The organism is Dyella sp. 01N36 (assembly GCF_056399745.1).
Map to the genome: position 1 here is coordinate 13,133 of NZ_JBFTRY010000002.1, position 19,661 is coordinate 32,793.

The following is a 19,661-nucleotide window of genomic DNA, read 5'->3' on the forward strand; positions in this document are numbered from 1 at the left end:
CGTCCTCATGACGAGGAAACTCCGGAGTAATGCCCTGCTTCCAGATTTTGGCCACGTAACCTGAAGTGCGCGCCGTAGGCGACCAGTGCCGCGAAATGCTGGATGCAATGAGGCGCACATTTCAGCGACGGAGCCAATGACATGCCGTCCGTCAACGTAGTGATGCGTAGAGCCGTGTACGCAAAAAGCCCGCGAGGGCGCCGCACGGGAGAGGGTTCGATTGCATGGCAACTGCGCGGCACTTGGCCACACAGCTGCCACGGTTTCGTCAGAGCTTGTAGGTAGCCTGCACGCTCACTCCGCTATAAGCCTCCACGCCGACTACACGCACGAAATATGTGGTGGCTTTGGGCACGCTCCTGATGATGACCGACTCCGCGTTGCCGACATGCACCGAGGAATAATCGAAGGAGGTGTTTGTCGGCATGCTTCCCGCCTTTACATAGAGCGAGACATCGCCGGTACCACCCGCGGTGCGAATCAACAATGATCGCGCACCGGCAGGTACGTCGATCTTGTAAGTCGCCTCGCTGTCGCTGTCGCCCTCTTGCCCGGTGAGCGGCACACCGTTCTTCAGCACCCTGGGGTCCGGCGGCGGAACGGCCTTGCCTACAGCCACGAATACGGCGGCTTTCGAGTCGAGAACGCCCGCACCGAATGTCCTGCCCTTGGTGACACCGGCATGCGGTTTGTGTGCCGTCTTCTGCAGGATGCCAAGGACATCGTCCGGCGTGAGCAGCGGCAGGCCAGCAGCCAGACGAGCCGATTGCATGAGGGCAACGACGCCAGTCACATGCGGTGCCGCCTGCGATGTTCCCGCCATCCCACCATACGCATCGCCACCAGGGCTTGGCACCGGCTTGGTCTTTCCGTTATTGACGGCTTGCCACGCAAAACCCTCGGGATTGAGTTTGACGCCTGACGAGTCATCCTTGGCATAGACGCCACCGCCAAAAGCAGCAAGCTTGACGATGTTCTGCTCGGGTCCGTTGAAGTTGGAGTAGAACGCCAATCCGCTACCCACGCCAATCGAGGCCACCGTGATGACACCGGGGCAACTCGCCGGCGAATACCCCACGGCCTCGCTGCTACTGTTGCCAGCAGCAACGACGATGCTCGTGCCATTGGCTCTTGCTTTGGCGATGGCCTTGGCCGTCGAGCTGGCGTCGCTGCACGAGCCATCGCTACCCAAACTCATGTTGATGACCTGCGCCGGATGCTTGTTGTCAGGAACACCATCCACATGCCCGCCTGAGGCCCAGACGATGGCGTCGGCGGTATCGCTGACGTAACCGCCGCAATGCCCGAGCACTCGCACCGGCAGCACTTTGGCCTTGTATGCGATGCCAGCCAAGCCGACGCCGTTGTTGGTGATTTCCGCGCCCGTGGCGCTGGCGACATGGGTCCCGTGCCACGAACTGTCATCCCCATCCTCAGGAAGAACGCAGGGATCGTTGCCTGACGAATACGGCGCGCCGGTGGTCCAATCGCCGAGATCCCAGCCACCTGCCGCGCGGCCGTCCTTGGATCGGCCGGAAACATATCCGTCGGAGATGAAATCGTAACCGTCGTCCGCCGACGAGGTGTCGACATCGGCGTGCTTGACGATACCTGTATCCAACACCGCGATGGTCACGCCGGTGCCGTCTGTCAGATTCCAAGCGCCGGTAATGTTGGCTCCGCCCCAGTTCGGCACGCTACTGCCGCCCGATGTCGGAAGACCGTCGCCCGGCAGGTAGTCCGTCTGGTACTTGGCGAACATGGGATCGCTGGGAACAAAGGCGGCGAGCGCCTTGATGCCGATGGCGTGTTGCAGCACATCCGGCTCGACATAGGCGACACTCGGATCGCTGGCGATCGCTTGCATGAAGGCGCTTGCCTCGCTCGGGTTCAACTTGCGCGAGGTGGCGATGACATGCGCACCTATGGCCAATGGCCGCTTGTACGTCACTTTCGGCGCATGGACGGACAGTGAAAGCTGCATCCTGCCGGCGCGCGTCATCGCCGCAGCGGCAGCCTGGCTTGCCACGACCGACGCGGTGGGCGCGTCATCGCGATAGCGGACGATAAAGCGGTTGTAGGTACCGGAGTCTTCCAGCGAGCTGGTGTTGATCCGCGCCGAGACGTCGTTGACGGACGCCGTGTTTTGAGCATGAACCGTGATGGTGAACGACAGCGCTAGAGTAACGGCGGCAGCCAATGCGCTTCTTGTGATGATGCACTCCATGAATTGAACCTCCCTGATGATGTCGGTGCCGCCTTTCGGCAGCGAGCGTTGCCTCGACCCAAGCTCACGTCAGTCCCGCCATCCCCATGGCGAGACCTCCAGCCACTTGCGAAGACCGAACGACTATCAACGGGCGACCAGTAAGCGAACAATCGAATTAGGCGCGCGCGTCTCGCTACCATTGGCGTCGCGAGTGGTCGGATTTGTCCGATACGGATGCGCATTGACGCATCGCGGTCGACCAGGTGCCTGGTGGGATCGCCAGTCAGCCGGCTCCTATGCCCAATATCGTCCAGGATCGTTCTCACAGCACGGAAACTCTGGGAAAATGCCCTATTCCCAGACCTTGGCCAGGCCATGCAACTCGTCGATATTGGCGCCAATCTCACCCACGAATCCTTTCGGCACGACTTTGATGCCGTGCTCGATCGTGCAAAGCAACATGGTGTCGTCCAGCTGGTGGTGACCGGCGCTTCGCGCGACGGAAGCACGCATGCCTTGGCCCTGGCCCGGGCGCACCCTGGCACGCTCTATGCCACGGCGGGCGTGCATCCGCACCACGCGATCGATTACGGCGACGCCACCGATGCGCTGCTGCGCGAGCTGGCGGCGCATGCGGAAGTGCGCGCCGTGGGCGAAACCGGGCTGGACTACAACCGCAACTATTCCCCGCGCGATGTACAGCTGGCCGTGTTCGAGCGGCAGTTGCAGATTGCGGTGGACGTGCAGAAGCCGCTATTCCTGCACCAGCGCGATGCGCATCATGATTTCATCGCCCTGCTGCGCCGTTATCGCGACAAAGTGCCGGCCGTGGTCGTGCACTGCTTTACCGATACCGGCGAGGCGTTGCGTGATTATCTCGCGCTCGATTGCCATATCGGCATCACTGGCTGGATCTGCGACGAGCGACGCGGCACGCATCTGCGTGAGCTGGTGAAGGAGATTCCCGCCAACCGCCTGCTGATCGAAACGGATGCGCCGTATCTGTTGCCGCGCACGGTCAGGCCGCAGCCGTCGCATCGGCGCAATGAGCCGATGTTTTTGCGGCATATCTGCGATGAGATTGCGCGGGATCGCGGCGAGTCACCTGAGCAGACTGCCGCGAACAGCACGGCGGCCGCACGCGCCTTTTTTGGATTGCCTACCGACTGATGCACAAAGGCCCCGCCATGGCGGGGCCTTGATCTGGCGCACGCGTAGCAGTCGTCAACCGACCACGCGCGTGCTTCCCGGTGCGAGTCCATCCAGCGCATACGGCCCGATACGTTCGCGAATCAGGCGCAGCGTGGGAAAACCCACCGCCGCCGTCATGCGCCGCACCTGCCGGTTGCGTCCTTCACGCAACGTGATGCGCAGCCAGCTGGTGGGTATCAGCTTGCGAAAGCGCACGGGTGGATCGCGCGGCCATAGCCACTCGGGCTCGCTCGCATGTTCCGCGGGCGCAGGCAGCGTGGGGCCGTCATTGAGCACAACGCCGCGACGGAGCGCATCGATCGCTTCGTCGGTGATCTGTCCGTCGACCTGTACCAGGTAGGTCTTGGGTTCTTTGTGCCGCGGGTCGGTCAGCGTATGCGCCAGCCGGCCGTCGTCGGTCAGCAGCAGCAGACCTTCGCTGTCGTGATCGAGCCGTCCGGCCGGATAGACGTCTTTTTGCTTGACGAAGCCAGCCAGCGTGGGACGCCCATCCGCATCGCTGAACTGGCAAAGCACACCATAGGGTTTGTTGAGCGCAATCAGCATGCAGCGCGCGCAGCGACCCGCCGAACGACGGATCGCTGCTCTCTCAGTGTGACGAAGCCGTCGCTGTGTCCGGCTTCACGAAGCGCAGCGTCATGCGGTCCGATTCGCCGATGGCCAGGTACTTCGCACGATCCTGCTCACCCAGGGTCAGCGTGGGCGGCAGCGTCCAGACACCCTTGGGATAGTCCTTGGTGTCCTTGGGGTTGGCGTTGATCTCGCTCGATTCCTGCAGGCGGAAGCCTGCGTCGGTGGCGAGCTTGATCACGACGTTGGTGGGCAGGTAACCGCTGTTCTTCACCGCATCCAGGCTGGCGTTGTCGGCGGCGCGGTGATCTTCCACGCCCAGCACGCCGCCGGGACGAAGCACGGCAAAGAAGGCCTTGAACATGGCCGGCGCCGTATCGGCTTCCACCCAGTTATGCACGTTGCGGAAGGTCAGCACCATGTCCGCCGAACCGGCCGGGCCAAACGAGGGCGCCATCGGGTCGAATTCCACCAGCTGCGCCTTGCCGTAATGCGCGGGGTCGGCAGCGAACTTGGCCTTCAGGGAATTCAAATCGCGGCTAGCCTCGCCATCGGCGGCGGGCTTGGAGGTGGCGGCGATGTAGTGGCCGTTGTTGCGCAACAGCGGCGCGAGGATTTCGGTATACCAGCCGCCGCCCGGGGTGATTTCGATGACGGTGAGATCCGGTCGGATGCCGAAGAACTGCAGCGTGCCCTTGGGATGGCGATAGACGTCGCGCGCCTTGTGGTCCTGCGCACGCCAGTCGCCCGCAATCACCTGATCCAGCTGGGAAGCCGTGAAGTCAGTGGCGCTGGTGGGTGGCACCAGGGCGCCGGCTGGCTGGTCCTGCGCCTGCGCGTTGGCGGGTGTGGAGTTGCCACTGCAAGCGGCCAGCAGCACCACGGCCAGCCCAAGAAACACACGGCTATTCATTGAAAACCCCTATTGAACGTCTGAAAGGCGCACGCAGCACCGCGCGTGAGCTTGCCGGCCACGATGTATACAAAGGGTGGAAATGCGGAGGTTTTCCACCCCTGGGTGAAACTAGCTAAACACGGGAAGCTGGAGGCGGTCTTTCGCGGCCTCGGGCGGTCTCGGGGAGGCGCCGGTGCTGCCGCTCAGTAATGAATGACCGATCGGATCACCTTGCCCTCATGCATCAGATCGAAGGCCTCGTTGATGCTCTCCAGCGGCAACACCTTGGTGATCATCTCGTCGATCTTGATCTCACCGGCCATATAGCGGTCGACGTAGCCGGGCAGCTGCGAACGGCCCTTCACACCGCCGAATGCGGAACCGCGCCATACGCGGCCGGTCACCAGCTGGAACGGACGCGTGCTGATCTCCTGGCCCGCACCGGCCACGCCGATGATGATCGACTCGCCCCAACCCTTGTGGCAGCACTCCAGCGCCGAGCGCATCACGTTGACGTTGCCGATGCACTCGAACGAATAGTCCACGCCGCCCTCGGTGAGATCGACGATGACCTGCTGGATCGAGGTGTCCGCATAATCCTTCGGATTGACGAAATCCGTGGCGCCCAGCGCACGCGCCATCTCGAACTTGTCCGGGTTGGTATCCACCACCACGATGCGGCCGGCTTTGGCCATCACCGCACCCTGCACGACCGACAGGCCGATGCCGCCAAGGCCAAACACCGCCACGCTCGCGCCCGGTTCCACCTTGGCAGTGTTGAGCACCGCACCGATGCCGGTGGTGATGCCGCAGCCGAGCAGGCAGACCTTCTCCAGCGGCGCGGCCTTGTTGATCTTGGCCAGCGAGATTTCCGGCAGGACGGTGTATTCGCTGAAGGTGCTGGTGCCCATGTAATGCAGCAGCGGCTTGCCGTTGAGCGAGAAGCGCGACGACCCGTCCGGCATCACACCGCGACCCTGGGTGACGCGGATCTTCTGGCAGAGGTTGGTCTTGCCGCTGAGACAAAACTTGCACTCGCCGCATTCGGGCGTGTACAGCGGAATCACGTGATCGCCCACTTTGAGCGAGGTGACGCCCTCGCCCACTTCTTCCACGATGCCGCCGCCCTCGTGGCCGAGGATCACCGGGAACTGGCCTTCCGGATCGGCGCCCGACAGCGTGAACGCATCGGTGTGGCACACGCCGGTCGCCACGATGCGCACCAGCACTTCACCGGCCTTGGGTCCGGCCACATCGATCTGCTCGATGGACAGAGGCTTGCCTGCTTCCCAGGCGACGGYGGCGCGCGATTTCATGGCTTGGATCCTTGAGGGCTGTGGTGGGGAATGCGAATGATGAAGGGTTGGGGCGGGATGTGAAACTGTCGGGTACGTCGACTTTGGTGCATGCCGCTACCTTGTAGGAGCGCACTTGTGCGCGACAACCTCGCGTGATGGCATCGACATAGCGCCGGTCGCGCACAAGTGCGCTCCTACACAGGGCTGTTGCCAGTCGCGTACGACATCGTCTCCGCATACTTCCCCGCCTCGCACAGCAACCACTCACGGAACGTGCGCAGCCCCGCGTGATCCTTCGCGTGCTCGGGATACACAAGGAAATACGCCTCGGGAATCTGCTGATAGCGATCGCCGAGCACCGTGAGCTGGCCGGCTTCGATCAGCGGACGCGCCATCACCATGCGCCCCAGGGCGACGCCCATGCCTTCCATCGCGCCGCGCTGCAGCGCGTCGGTATTGTCGAAGTGGGCCACGTAGCGACGCGGCAACGCGCTTTCACCGTCGGCGAACCAGTCGCGCCAGCGATCGCCCGGATCGCCCAGCAGCGGCCATTGGCTGAGGTCGTTGGGATCGAGATCGCCCATGCGCTCGATCAGCGCGGGCGACACCACGGGCGCAATCCATTCACCGAATAGCCGCTCGGTGATCAGGCCCGGCCACGGCCCGCGTCCATAGCGTACGGCGGCGTCCACCGGATCACGTTCGAAATTGACCAGCTCCACGCTGGACTGCAGGTTGAGCTGGAGCTCGGGATGCGCCGCCACCAGTCGCGCCAGGCGTGGCACCAGCCAGCTGGACATGACACCGGGAATGGCGCTGAGCGTAAGCACATCGTCGCGGCGGCAGCGGAAGCCGGCCATGGCGCGATCGATGCCTTCGAAATGATGGCTCACCGATTCCATCAGGCGGCGGCCTTCTGCCGTGAGCTGCACGCCGCGCGGACCGCGCTCGAACAACTTGCGTTCCAGCCGTTGCTCCAGCTGCCGCACCTGATGGCTGAGCGCGCTCACGGTGAGGTTGGCTTGCTCGGCGGCGCGCGAAAGATTGCCCAGCCGGGCGACCTGGACGAACTGTTGGAGGAGATCCAGCGATACGCGTCCCATCTTGAATTTCCTTCAAGGCTGGTTTGCGAATATATCGCTTTTTGGTCGCGCGCGGCGGTTCTACCTTGAGGACTCACTCAAACGGACGGGAGGGTGTCATGAGCTCGATTTATACGAATTTGCTGTTCATGCATGGCCATATCACCAACCTGGAGTTGGCGCGTCGTCTGGCTGACGCACCGCCGAGCCAGCCGCGCTCCAAGGGCAAGCGCCAGCCTACCCCCAACCTGATGACGGCCATCCGCAAGAGCGTGGCGCCCTCGAAACTTGCCCACGACGGCTGCGGCTGAGCTGGTGACACCGGCCCCGTGAGGCCGGTGTCAGAACAGTCAAAGCTTGCTCGCGGCCAGTTGGACGTTGACCGGCGTACCCAGGTCTTCCGAGGAACGGCCTTCGACGACGCTGTACTGCCCGCCACGGATCACCCAGGCGTGCTTGGCGGTATCGAAATCCGCCAACAGTCGCGGTTCCAGCGAGATGGTGAGGGTGCGGTGCTCGCCGGGTTTGAGGAATGCCTTGGCGAAGCCGGCCAGGCGGGCCGACTTGGCCCCGGGTACGTGTACATAGACCTGCGCTACCTCGGCGCCGGCGCGTGAGCCCGTATTGGCGATCTCCACCGTCGCTTCGAGCTGGGCGCCCTTTGCATCAACCTTCAACGGGCCATGCTGGAAGCTGGTGTAGGAGAGGCCATAGCCGAACGGGAACAGCGGCTTGATGCCACGCGACTGGTACCAGCGATAACCCACATTGGCGCCTTCGATGGCGTAGTCGACGGACTCGGGCTGCGTGCCGCCGGAGACGCCGGGAATCTCCTTGCGCGGCAGCTGCGAGAGATCGCGCGGCCAGCTCACCGGCAAGCGGCCCGAGGGATTGACCTTGCCCGACAGCAGATTGGCGATCGCCTTGCCGCCGTCGCCGCCGGGATACCAGGTCTCCAGCACGGCGCCAACCTGATCGAGCCACGGCATCGCCACGGGACCGCTGTTTTCGAGCACAACGATGGTGCGGGGATTGGCCTTGGCCACTGCATCGACCAGGGCATCCTGGTTGTCCGGCAGCGACAGATCCGGCGTATCGACCGACTCCGCCTGCCACTTCTGCACGAACACCACCGCCACCTGCGCCTTCGCCGCGAGCGCCGCCGCGGCGGCCACGTCGGTGCCCTCCGCAAACTGCACATCGGCCTTGGGTGCCGCATCGCGCAGCGCCTTCAACGGGGCGTACGGGTGATACATCACGGGGCCGGGCCAGGTGGTCGGCGGCAGACCCGGCACGGCATTGCCGCCCATGGCCGTCACCAGCGACGAACCGCCGCCGGCCAACACGCCCTTGTCGGCGTGCGCGCCGATCACCGCGATCGATTGCAGCTTGGTGAGATCGAGCGGCAGCAGGCTGTTTTCGTTGCGCAACAACACCGCGCCCGATTCCAGCGTTTCACGCGCGACTTTCAGGTTTGCCTGCGCATCGATCGGCGCCTTGCCGGCCGGATACTGGAACACGCCGACGGCAAACATGCTGCGCAAAATACGTTGCACCATGTCGTCGATGCGCGACTGCTTCACTTCGCCCTTGGCCAGCGCCGTGCGCAGCGGTGCGTCGAAATACACTTCCTTGTCGAACACTTCGCCCGCGGACTCCTGGTCCAGTCCCGCATTGACCGCCTTGGCCGCGCTATGTGCGCCGCCCCAGTCGGACATCACGAAGCCGGGATACTTCCAGTCGCGCTTGAGCACCTGGTTCATCAGGTAATCGTTCTCGCACGCCCAGTCGCCATTGATCTTGTTGTACGAGCACATCACCGATGCGGGCTTGCCGCGCTCGATGGCGATCTCGAAGGCGAGCAGATCCGATTCGCGCATGGCCTGCTCGCCAAGCTGCACGTTGATGGTGTTGCGCGCCGTCTCCTGGTCATTCAAGGCGTAGTGCTTGATGGTGGAGATGACGTGCTGACCCTGGATGCCCTTGATCGCTTCGGCGACGATGCTGCCGGCCAGCAGCGGGTCTTCGCCGGCGTACTCGAAATTGCGACCATTGCGCGGCTCGCGCGTCAGATTGACGCCGCCGGCCAGCAGCACATTGAAGCCCTTGTTGTGGGCCTCGCTGCCTATCATCGCGCCACCGCGATAGGCGACCTGCGGATCCCAGCTCGCTGCCGTCACCGGGCCTGCCGGCAGCGGCGTGGCGTGATCGCCGGGACGCATGCGGTCGGAGCTGGCCACGCCCAGGCCCGCATCGCTTTCTTCCAGTGCCGGGATGCCAAGCCGTTCGATGGGTGGAACGTAGCCGGCCGATGCAATCGCGCCCTTCGGGAACGGCGCCGTGGCGGGACGATCCGGACCGGCGTAGTAGCTGCGGATCAGCTGGAATTTTTCGTCCTGGGTGAGTTGCGCGAGCAGCAGCTGGGCGCGCGCATCAGGCGAAAGCGTGGTGTCGTTCCACGGCCGGGCCGTGGTTTGCGACGGCGCCGCGCCGGCCGACGTGCACAATCCCATCACAACCAAACCGGTCAAAACTGCACACCGCAGTGCGGTCATCTTGCTATTCATCCGTCCTCCTTCGCTGTCGCTAGGCCATCGTGCTCGCCTGGGCATCACACGGGCGGCGCGTATACTCGCGGGCCTTGGCACCCGAGTATGCCCCAAGATTTTCTTCCCCACATCGAACACGGAGCACATCCATGCAACTGCGTCCCCTGGGTCGATCCTCCCTTTCCGTCGCGCCGCTGGCTTTCGGTGGCAACGTCTTCGGCTGGAGCGCGGATGAACAACGCTCGTTCGAGCTGCTCGATGYGTTCGTCGACGCGGGCTTCAACCTGATCGACACCGCGGACGTCTATTCGGCATGGGTTCCCGGCAATTACGGCGGCGAATCGGAAACCATCATCGGCAAGTGGCTCAAGCGCAGCGGCAAGCGCGACAAGGTGGTGATCGCCACCAAGGTGGCGAAGTGGGCGGAGCATCCCGGCTTGTCGCCGATGAACATCAACCAGGCGGTCGAAGGTTCGCTCAAGCGCCTGCAGACCGACTACATCGATCTCTACCAGGCGCATGAAGACGACGCCACGGTGCCCTTGCATGAAACGCTCGAGACCTTCGGCAAGCTGATCGAACAGGGCAAGGTGCGCGTGATCGGCGCGTCGAACTATGTGGCAGACCGCTTTGCCGAGGCCTTGAAAGTCTCCGCCGAACACGGCTTGCCGCGATACGAAACGCTGCAGCCGGAGTACAACCTGGTCAGCCGTGGCGGTTACGAGAAGGAACTGGAACCACTGGTGGTCGCGGAAAACATCGGCGTCATCAACTACTACGCGCTGGCCAGCGGCTTCTTGAGCGGCAAATACCGCAGCGCGGCGGATCTCGCCAAGAGCGCAGCCCGAAGCGGCGCCGTGCAGAAATTCCTCAACCCACACGGGCTGCGTGTGCTCGAGGCGCTCGACAAGGTGGCCATGGCGCACAGCGCGACGCCTGCACAGGTGGCCCTGGCGTGGTTGATTGCGCGGCCAAGCGTAACGGCACCGATCGCGAGTGCGACCACGGTGCCGCAGCTGAAGGAATTGCTGGGTGGCGTGAGCTTGCAGTTGAGCAAGGATGAGATTGCGGCGTTGGATCAGGCGAGCGGTTGAGGTTTTCGCGAAAGGCTGTCGCGCACAGGGTGCGCTCCCACGGGGGAGGCGGGAGCGCCAGGTTCAAGGCGATGGGGAGGGGGACGCCACGCCTTCCGCGTCGCTGCCGTCGGGCGCTTCGACTTGGTAGCCCTGGGCCTTGAGGCGGGCGATCAGACCTTTCGGCGACAGCACTTCTTCCATCGGAAGCATGGCGAAGGTCTGCGTATGGGTGGAAAGTGCTTGTTCCGCCGCGCCTATCCACAAGGCATCGGCCTTCTGCTTCACATCGTTGAAACCCAGCTGCTTGGCGAAGCCCGCCTCGGTCACGGCCGAGATGCATGCTTCGCGCTGGTCGTTCATCGGCAGCTTGCGCAGCGTGTCGATATCGCCCGTAGACCAGGCATTCGCGCGCTCGGTGATTCGGCCCATATCGCGCTCCACGGTATCGAGCGTGCGGCCGAAGCATTCGCGGTCGTCCATGGGCGATGTCTTGAACGTCTTCACCGCGTTGCGCGGTTCCTCGATCATCACTGTGTAGCGCGCCGTGACGAAGTTGACGTTGTGCTTCTTGGCGATATTGCGGACCGAATCCTTCACGCCGCCGGAGGAGGTGAGTCCGTAGTGCTTGATCGCCTTGTCGTACAACTCGACCGCGGCAAAGATCGGGCGCCAGTTCTCGATGCCGCTGTCGTTGCCGATGTATTGCTTCTTCAGCGTCAGCCAGCGCGCATAGTCTGGCGCCGGCACCATTTGCTGCAACGTTTGGCCATCCGGGTTCTTGCGTGCGCCCACCAGCGACGGCAGCAGGAAGAGCTTGCCGAAGAAATTGGTCTTGGGCTTGAGCGATACCGACGGCGGCCCCAACACCTCCTGCGACTCGGCGATGGTTTGCTCGACTTCGTCGGTCTTCCATTGGATTTTGTCGGGCAGCGGCGACAACGTGCCGAGCACCCACATCACGTGATCGCCCTTGCTCACCTTCCACAGGCCGGGGCCGGGCTGGATGCCGCTGACGGTCACCGCTTCGAGATTCTGCACCTGGCCCGCCGCGCTGCTTGCCGGCGCAGGTGCCTGCTGTGCAACCGCCGTGCCCGCCATGGCGAGCGGCCCCGTCAGCAGGAGCATGGATAACGAACGAGCCAGGCGGGTGGGTGTCATCGTTTCGAATTCCTTGAAGGGCTGCTTTGAGACACGCGTGCAGCAGCCGGGTTCCTTGTGGAGGTGCGTTCGGCGAGCCGACGCCGCTGCCTGCGCGCCATTCTAGAACGCTGGCTCGCGGAGAACGGCGACAGCCGATGGATCTTTATCCAGCTGCCGTTTGGTTTCGCATCAACGCGGCGTTCATCATGGCCCGCGAGATGCTGGCGCGCCCAGGCAAGGCGCGACGACGCGTTTCAACACGCCGCTGTCGTCCGGCCAGCGAAATGTCGCCTTAAGCGTCTCGCCGCCCTTGGCAGCCGGTATGGCGAGCGTCACGCTTCCACCGCCTGCGAGCCCCTGTTTCGCCACCGCATCAATGTCGCCCGTGGACGCGCCAAACACGAACGGCGTACCGACATTGAACGCACCGCCATCGCCATACCAGCCGCCAACCTTCAGCTTGACGGATGTCGCCGGCATACCCGTCACGACGAGGGGACCGTGCGCCGTCGCGTCAGGCCCCTCAAATGGGTCCGTATCAAAGCCCAATGCCTTGGGGTCGATCACCAGTTCCATCGATACGCGTCCGCCATCCGTACGACAGGCGAATGCCAGCGTCGCGTTGGCCGTGTAGTGCTGAAACGTCGCGCTGCCGGCGATGCGTGCGCGATACAGCGGCGCCGCTTGCTCCGGCTGCTCGAACAACCAGAGGTTGGCTGCGCCATGGGGCGTTGCGCTGAGCGCGAGCGATGGACACAACGCCAGCCACGGCAAGAGACGCCAGGCCCTGCGAATGCTGTGTGCGTCACTTCGAATGATTGATGGTGTCAGCATGACTGTTGTTCTCCAGCGAGCGCGCATCCGGATCATTTTGACCGGCCAGGGTGATGCGGTCCCCAAATGGATGGTCGATTTCCATCTGGCCCACAGCCGCGACACGGTGTGCCCGGCCTCTTCAAAGATCCCAGAATTCAACAACGAGGCCTGCCCGAAAGGCGCCAGGAAAGCCGTACGAACCCTCCCGATTTCTCCGGGGTCGAGCGGAAATTGGCTCACCGCAACAACGTGCTCTTCGCTCTGGCGCCGGTCAATCTGATTATTTCGTGCCAACTGTCGCCAACGTACTGCACCAAAAGCAGAAGGGCGCCATCGGCGCCCTTCTATTTCACTTGCTTGGTCGACAGTTGGCTCAGCCCTGCAACGGCGCCAGTGCGTCGTTGAAGGTCTTGCTCGGGCGCATGGCCTTGGTGATCAGCTCGACGTTCGCGTGGTAGTAGCCCTTGATGTCGACGGGCTTGCCCTGTGCGCCGTTGAGCTCGCCGATGATCTTTGCTTCGTTCTCGGTCAGCGCCTTGGCGATCGGCTCGAACTTCGCCTTGAGCTTGGCGTCGTCGTTCTGCGCGGCGAGTGCCTGTGCCCAGTACATGGCCAGGTAGAAGTGGCTGCCGCGGTTGTCCAGTTCACCGACCTTGCGGGCCGGCGACTTGTTGTTGTCGAGGATCTTGCCGTTCGCTTCGTCCAGCGTCTTGGCCAGCACGCGGGCGTCGGCGTTGTCGTAACGGTTGGCCAGATGTTCCAGCGACGCGGCGATGGCGAGGAATTCGCCCAGCGAATCCCAGCGCAGGTAATCCTCTTCCACGAACTGCTGCACGTGCTTGGGCGCCGAACCGCCGGCACCGGTTTCGAACAGGCCGCCGCCAGCCATCAGCGGCACCACGGAGAGCATCTTCGCGCTGGTGCCCAGCTCCATGATCGGGAAGAGATCCGTGAGGTAGTCGCGCAACACGTTGCCGGTCACCGAGATGGTGTCCTGACCCTTGCGGATGCGCTCGAGCGAGAACTTGGTGGCGTCGACCGGCGACAGCACGCGGATGTCCAGACCCGACAAATCGTGATCCTTCAGATAGCGCTCGACCTTCTTGATCACCTGCGTGTCATGTGCGCGGTTCGCATCGAGCCAGAACACGGCCGGCGTGTTGGACAGGCGCGCACGCGAGACGGCGAGCTTCACCCAGTCCTGGATCGGCGCGTCCTTGGTCTGGCACATGCGCCAGATGTCGCCCGCTTCCACCGGCTGCTCCAGCAGCACCTTGCCGGCTTCGTCGATCACCTTGACCACGCCGTCGCCGGCGATCTTGAAGGTCTTGTCGTGCGAACCGTATTCTTCGGCGGCCTGCGCCATCAGGCCTACGTTGGGCACGCTGCCCATGGTGGCCGGATCGAACGCACCGTTCGCCTTGCAGTCGTCGATGACGACGGCGTAGACACCGGCGTAGCTGCGATCGGGAATTACCGCCTTGGTGTCCTGCAGCTTGCCTTCGGTGTTCCACATCTTGCCGGAGTCGCGAATCATCGCCGGCATCGAAGCGTCGATGATCACGTCGCTCGGCACGTGCAGGTTGGTGATGCCCTTGTCCGAATTGACCATGGCCAGCGCCGGGCGGTTGGCGTATTCGGCCTTGATGTCGGCGAGGATTTCATCCTGCTTCGGCTGAGGCAACTGGCCGAGTCGCGCGTACAGGTCGCCGATGCCGTTGTTCGGCTCGAAGCCCACGCTCTTGAGCGCATCGGCGTGCTTGGTCAGCACGTCCTTGTAGAACTCGTTGACGGCGAAGCCGAACATGATGGGGTCGGAGACCTTCATCATGGTCGCCTTGAGATGCAGCGAGAACAGCACGCCCTGTTTCTTCGCGTCTTCGATCTGCGCGTCGATGAAAGCGGTCAGCGCCTTCTTGCTCATCACGGCGACGTCGATGATCTCGCCGTCCTTCAGCGCGGTCTTTTCCTTCAGCACCGTGTTCGAGCCGTCCTTGCCGAACCACTCGATCTTCACGCTGGTGGCTTTTTCAACGACCGTCGATTTCTCGCTGCCGTAGAAGTCGCCGCCGTCCATATGCGACACGTGCGTCTTCGAATCCTTGCTCCACGCGCCCATCTTGTGCGGATGCTTGCGCGCATAGTTCTTCACCGAGAGCGGTGCACGGCGATCGGAGTTGCCTTCGCGCAGCACGGGGTTCACGGCGCTGCCCTTCACCTTGTCGTAGCGCGCCTTGACGTTCCACTCACTGACGTCCTTGGGATCTTCCGGATAGTCCGGCAGCGCGTAGCCCTGGGACTGCAGCTCCTTGATCGCGGCCTTGAGCTGCGGCATCGAGGCGCTGATGTTGGGCAGTTTGATGATGTTGGCTTCCGGCGTGGTCGCCAGCTTGCCCAGCTCGGTCAGATCGTCGGCGATCTTCTGGTTGTCCGGGAGGATGTCCGGGAACTGGGCAATGATGCGGCCGGCCAGCGAGATGTCACGCGTCTCCACCTGGATGCCGGCGGTAGCGGTGAAGGCCTTGATGATCGGCAGCAGCGAATGCGTGGCGAGGTACGGCGCTTCGTCGGTGAGCGTGTAGATGATCTTGGGCGTGTTCGACATTGTCTGCTATGACCTCGCTGGCTACGGCGTATTCAAATTGGGGGTTGCGCGCCCGAAGGCAGCGCCGTGCGCGGACGCACACGTCGCCCGAAGCGTTCGACATGGGGTCGAAACGGGCGGACGAAAGCCCCTCATTGTCACGATTTCGCGGAAGGGGCGAAAGCGTGGGGGTGTAGCCATGCGCAAACGTATGGTGCGGCGAGGTTTTTTTGTGGGAGGCCACCCTGTGGGCGACCGGCGACGGAGCGCGGATTCTGCGCCGCCGCAGTCGCGCACAGGGTGCGCTCCCACAGGAATGCGTTTGATCAGACGCCCTCGACGGCCGGATGACGCTTGGGCGCACGACGCCGTGCACGCCACGCGGAGTAGCGATCGGCCAGGCAGGAGAAAATCACATACAGCGCCGGCGTGCTGAGCAGGGTCAGGCTTTGCGAAATCAGCAGGCCGCCGATCAAGGCGATACCCAGCGGGCGACGCAGGTCCGAACCCTCGCCCAGGCCGATCGCGATCGGCACAGCGGCAAGAATCGCCACCATCGTCGTCATCATGATCGGGCGGAAGCGCACCATGCTCGCTTCATAGGCCGCCTCTGCCGGACTCAGGCCATGTTCGCGCCGCGACACGAGGGCAAAGTCGATCATCATGATCGCGTTCTTCTTGACGATGCCGATCAACAAGACCAGCGCAATCTGCGCGATCACCGACAGCTCGGTATCCGTGTACCACAGCGCCAGCAACGCGCCGACACCTGCCGCGGGCAGCGTGGAGAGGATGGTCACCGGATGGATCAGGCTCTCATACAGCATGCCCAGCACGATGTAGACGGTGACCACCGCGCCCAGCAGCAGCCATAGCATGCCGCTCTGCGATTGCTGGAAGCGGCGGAAATCGCCACCGATATTGATGCGGATGTCACCCGGCAGGCGCATCTGCGAGCCAGTCTGCTGGATGATCTCCAAGGCCTCGCCCATGCTCACGCCGGGCGCGAGATTGAAGCTCATGCTCATCACGGTGTACTGGTTTTCGTGCGAGATCTGGGTCGGCGCGAGGCCTGGCACCTGTTGCGCGAACGCCGTGAGCGGCACCATCTTGCCGTTGGTGCTGGCCACGTAGACTGCATCGATGGCCGCCGGCGTGGCCGTCTGATTCGGCAACGCGTTGACGACCACCTTGTACTGGTTGAGGTCGGAATAAATCGTGCTGATCTGGCGCTGGCCGAACGCGTTGTACAGCGCGCCATCGATGGTCCCGATGCCCACGCCAAGACGCGCGGCCTTGTCGCGATCGATCACGATGTTCTGCTGCAGGCCGGCGTCGTCGACATCACTGCCCACGTCCTTGAGCTTGGGATTCTTTTTCAGCTCGGCGACGAGTTTGGGTAGCCACAAGGTGAGCTCTTCGGGATTGTCGCCCTGCAGCGACACCTGATACTGCGCGCCCTGGCTGGTGCCGCCGCCACCGCCGAAACTCGGCAGATCCTGGATGGGACGCAGTCGTACATTGAGATCCGGGTAGCGCGCCGCCTTGGCGCTCAGGCGCGCCAGCACGGCAAACGTATCGTCCTTGCGGCCTTGCGCATGCGTCTTCAATTCGATGTCGAAGGTGCCCGAGGAACCCTGGCGGCTCGTGCCCAGACGCGAGCCCACGCGCGCCACGTCGTGGTCCTTCTTGAGCATGTCGATCAGGCGCTGCTGGCGGGCCACCGCATCCTGGAACGACACGGTGGCGCCGGAGGTGGCGCGGCCACGGATAAGGCCAGTGTCCTGCGGCGGGAACAGGCCGGTCTTCACCTGGCCGAACAACAGGATGGTGATGGCGATCAGCACCAGCGGGGTCAGCGAGAACGCCAGCGCGTGCTTGATCGAGAACTTCAGGCAGCGCGAGTACACGCCGAGCATGCCGGCCTGGAATTTCTCCAAGGCCACGCCCACCTTCGTGGTCGGCTTGTCCTGCTCGTGGCCGCTGAGGAACTGGCCGCACAGCGAGGTGGTGAGCGTGAGCGAGACCAACGCCGAAACGATGATCGCCGCTACCAGCGTGATGGTGAATTCCTTGAAGAACAGGCCGGTGATGCCGCTCATGAACAACAGCGGCAGGAACACCGCTACCAGCGACGCGGTGATGGAGACGATGGTGAAGCCAATCTCCTTGGCGCCCGCCAGCGCCGCCTCCATCCGCGTCATGCCCTGGTCGATGTGGCGCACGATGTTCTCGATCACCACGATCGCATCGTCCACCACGAAGCCGATCGCAATCACCAGCGCCAGCAAGGTGAGGTTGTTGAGGGTGAAGCCCAGCACATACATCACCATCGCCGCACCAGCGAGCGACAACGGCACCGCCGCCGTGGCGATCAGGGTGGGCGCCAGCCGGCGCAGGAACAGCGCCATGGTCAGCATCACCATCAACAGGCTGATCAGCAGAGTGGCCTGCACTTCATGCAGCGAGGCGCGGATGGTGGGTGTGCCGTCGAAGTACGGCGTCAGCGTGGTGCCGGGCTGCAGGTAATCGCGCAGCAGCGGCACCGCATCTTTGACGCGATCCACCGTGCCGATGATGTTGGCGGTGGACTGGCGATACACGTACATCAGGATCGCCGGCTTGCCCTGGAACCACGCCGCCTGATACGCGTCCTGCAGGCCGTCGTACACCTTCGCCACGTCGGACAAGCGCACCGGCGTGCCGTTGTTGGAGGCGATCACCAGGCTGGCGAAGTCGGCCGCGTTGTGCAGCGAATCGTTGGCGGTCACCGCCATGGTGGTCTTGCCGTCGGACAGGAAGCCCTGCGGCGAGGTCACGTTGGCCGCGGTGAGCGCATTGCGCAGCTGGTCCGGCGAGAGGCCCAGCGCGTTGAGCTGGCGCAGGTTGACGTCGACGCGGATGGCCGGTGTCGCAGCGCCGAGGATGTCCACTTCCGACACGCCTTCGAGCTGGCGAATGCGCTGCGCGAGCAGCGAATCGGCGATGTCGTAGAGCTCGCGCGCCGACTGCGTTTCCGAGGTCAGTGCGAAGGCGATGATCGGATCGTCGTTGGGGTTGGCCTTCTGGTAGCTCGGCGGCGCATTGAGTCCGCTGGGCAGGTCCGACTGCGCGGCATTGATCGCCGCCTGCACGTCGCGCGCTGCCGAGTCGAGATTGCGACCCGCCTCGAACATCAGGAACACCTGCGTGCTGCCCAGCGAGCTGGACGAGCGCATGGTGTCGATGCCCGGCACCTGGCCGAGGTGGCGCTCAAGCGGCGCAGCCACGGTGGAGGCCATGGTGCTGGCGCTGGCGCCGGCCTGGCTGGCCTGCACGAAGATCACCGGGAACTGCATATTCGGCAACGCGGCCACGCCAAGCAGCGCGTAGCAGATCAGGCCTACGGCGAAGACGCCCATGGCCAGCAACGAGGTACCGATCGGGCGGCGAATGAAAGGACCGGAAATGTTCATGCCGTCAGGAAACCAGGTACGACGCGCGGGGCGCGAAGGAATTCAAAGAAGCCGCACACCACTGAGGAGGCGCGCGCACGAAGGTACGTATATACCGCACATTAACGCAAGAACGCATGACGGTCGGTTTGGTTGAAGCCGTTTGAGCGTGGATCGACGGAATATCTCCTCGCCGTCATTCCGGCGCAGGTGGCTGGAAGTCAATCGGTATTAGACGTCTAAATGCAGGAGTCTCAGGGATTGCAGCTGCGCTTTGAGCGCGGCCATGGAATCCCACGGCAGGATGGGCGAATTGCCGCGCTCGTCGGGCGGGTTCTGCAGCAGCCCGTCTGACCAGCCGCCGCAACCGGTCAACGGCAGCAGCGGACGATGATGCAGCCAGGCCAGGCACACTTCGGAGATCGTGCCGGCGCGTCCGCCGATCACCAGGCAGGCGTCTCCCGCCAACGCCATCAACAGGTTGCGCGCGTCGCCCATGCCGCAGGGAATGACTACGCTGGCGGGCCAGTCGTCCTCTGGCATCGCATCGGCCGGAATGATGCTCAGGACCAGTCCGCCCGAGTCGATGGCTCGCTGCGCCGCGTGCCGCGTGGCGGGACTGCCGCAACCGCTGACCACGGTGATACCTGATCTCGCCAACAGCTCGCCTGCCTGACCGGCCAGCTCATAGGCCTGCGAGCCCGGTTCGGCGCTGCCCAGCACGCAGACCTGCGGCTTTCTCAGTTTGCTCATGTCGTCACTCCGGACCTGGGGAAATTGCACAACGAAAAGGGGC

The 19,661-nt window shown here is 63.6% G+C and carries 14 protein-coding genes; 3 read left to right on the forward strand and 11 right to left on the reverse strand.

All coding sequences use genetic code 11. The features are described 5' to 3' along the window. Window positions 1–268: 268 nt before the first annotated feature. Window positions 269–2,227 (reverse strand): S8 family serine peptidase, encoded by a 1,959-nt coding sequence (locus tag AC1DMG_RS00795; protein ID WP_441602799.1) that lies wholly within the window; start codon window positions 2,225–2,227, stop codon window positions 269–271. A gap of 357 nt (window positions 2,228–2,584) precedes the next feature. On the opposite strand from AC1DMG_RS00795, the gene AC1DMG_RS00800 reads away from it, so the two are divergent. Next, window positions 2,585–3,379 (forward strand): TatD family hydrolase, encoded by a 795-nt coding sequence (locus AC1DMG_RS00800; RefSeq protein ID WP_441602798.1) that lies wholly within the window; start codon window positions 2,585–2,587, stop codon window positions 3,377–3,379. 54 nt (window positions 3,380–3,433) lie between these two features. On the opposite strand, the gene AC1DMG_RS00805 is transcribed toward AC1DMG_RS00800, so the two are convergent. From AC1DMG_RS00805 to AC1DMG_RS00820, 4 genes are all read right to left on the reverse strand, one after another. Then, window positions 3,434–3,967, reverse strand: coding sequence for a pseudouridine synthase (locus AC1DMG_RS00805; RefSeq protein ID WP_441602797.1), 534 nt, complete (start codon window positions 3,965–3,967; stop codon window positions 3,434–3,436). Window positions 3,968–4,010: 43 nt separating this feature from the next. After that, the gene (locus AC1DMG_RS00810; RefSeq protein WP_477180095.1) at window positions 4,011–4,904 is read right to left on the reverse strand and encodes a class I SAM-dependent methyltransferase; all 894 of its coding nucleotides are present in this window, start codon (window positions 4,902–4,904) and stop codon (window positions 4,011–4,013) included. A 185-nt stretch (window positions 4,905–5,089) separates the two neighbouring features. Beyond that, the gene (locus AC1DMG_RS00815; protein ID WP_477180096.1) at window positions 5,090–6,202 is read right to left on the reverse strand and encodes an S-(hydroxymethyl)glutathione dehydrogenase/class III alcohol dehydrogenase; all 1,113 of its coding nucleotides are present in this window, start codon (window positions 6,200–6,202) and stop codon (window positions 5,090–5,092) included. Between the two features lie 176 nt (window positions 6,203–6,378). Next, entirely contained in the window at window positions 6,379–7,287 is a 909-nt protein-coding gene (locus AC1DMG_RS00820; RefSeq protein WP_441602794.1) for a LysR substrate-binding domain-containing protein, read from the reverse strand. A gap of 98 nt (window positions 7,288–7,385) precedes the next feature. Between AC1DMG_RS00820 and AC1DMG_RS00825 the strand changes: the two genes are divergently transcribed. After that, complete coding sequence (locus tag AC1DMG_RS00825) at window positions 7,386–7,577, forward strand: hypothetical protein (RefSeq protein WP_441602793.1); 192 nt, start codon at window positions 7,386–7,388, stop codon at window positions 7,575–7,577. Window positions 7,578–7,616: 39 nt separating this feature from the next. On the opposite strand, the gene AC1DMG_RS00830 is transcribed toward AC1DMG_RS00825, so the two are convergent. Further along, window positions 7,617–9,833, reverse strand: coding sequence for a beta-glucosidase family protein (locus AC1DMG_RS00830; RefSeq protein WP_441602792.1), 2,217 nt, complete (start codon window positions 9,831–9,833; stop codon window positions 7,617–7,619). 131 nt (window positions 9,834–9,964) lie between these two features. On the opposite strand from AC1DMG_RS00830, the gene AC1DMG_RS00835 reads away from it, so the two are divergent. After that, window positions 9,965–10,909, forward strand: coding sequence for an aldo/keto reductase (locus AC1DMG_RS00835; protein ID WP_477180097.1), 945 nt, complete (start codon window positions 9,965–9,967; stop codon window positions 10,907–10,909). 63 nt (window positions 10,910–10,972) lie between these two features. On the opposite strand, the gene AC1DMG_RS00840 is transcribed toward AC1DMG_RS00835, so the two are convergent. The 5 genes from AC1DMG_RS00840 to AC1DMG_RS00860 form a co-directional block, all read right to left on the reverse strand. Then, window positions 10,973–12,049: a TraB/GumN family protein gene (locus AC1DMG_RS00840; RefSeq protein WP_441602790.1), complete on the reverse strand. Its 1,077-nt coding sequence runs from the start codon at window positions 12,047–12,049 to the stop codon at window positions 10,973–10,975. 186 nt (window positions 12,050–12,235) lie between these two features. After that, window positions 12,236–13,087: a nitroreductase family protein gene (locus AC1DMG_RS00845; protein ID WP_441602789.1), complete on the reverse strand. Its 852-nt coding sequence runs from the start codon at window positions 13,085–13,087 to the stop codon at window positions 12,236–12,238. 133 nt (window positions 13,088–13,220) lie between these two features. Further along, window positions 13,221–15,452, reverse strand: a complete 2,232-nt coding sequence (locus AC1DMG_RS00850; protein ID WP_441602788.1) for an NADP-dependent isocitrate dehydrogenase — start codon at window positions 15,450–15,452, stop codon at window positions 13,221–13,223. Window positions 15,453–15,757: 305 nt separating this feature from the next. Further along, the gene (locus AC1DMG_RS00855; protein ID WP_441602787.1) at window positions 15,758–18,886 is read right to left on the reverse strand and encodes an efflux RND transporter permease subunit; all 3,129 of its coding nucleotides are present in this window, start codon (window positions 18,884–18,886) and stop codon (window positions 15,758–15,760) included. Window positions 18,887–19,096: 210 nt separating this feature from the next. After that, entirely contained in the window at window positions 19,097–19,618 is a 522-nt protein-coding gene (locus tag AC1DMG_RS00860) for an SLOG cluster 4 domain-containing protein (RefSeq protein ID WP_441602786.1), read from the reverse strand. Between the last annotated feature and the right edge of the window lie 43 nt (window positions 19,619–19,661).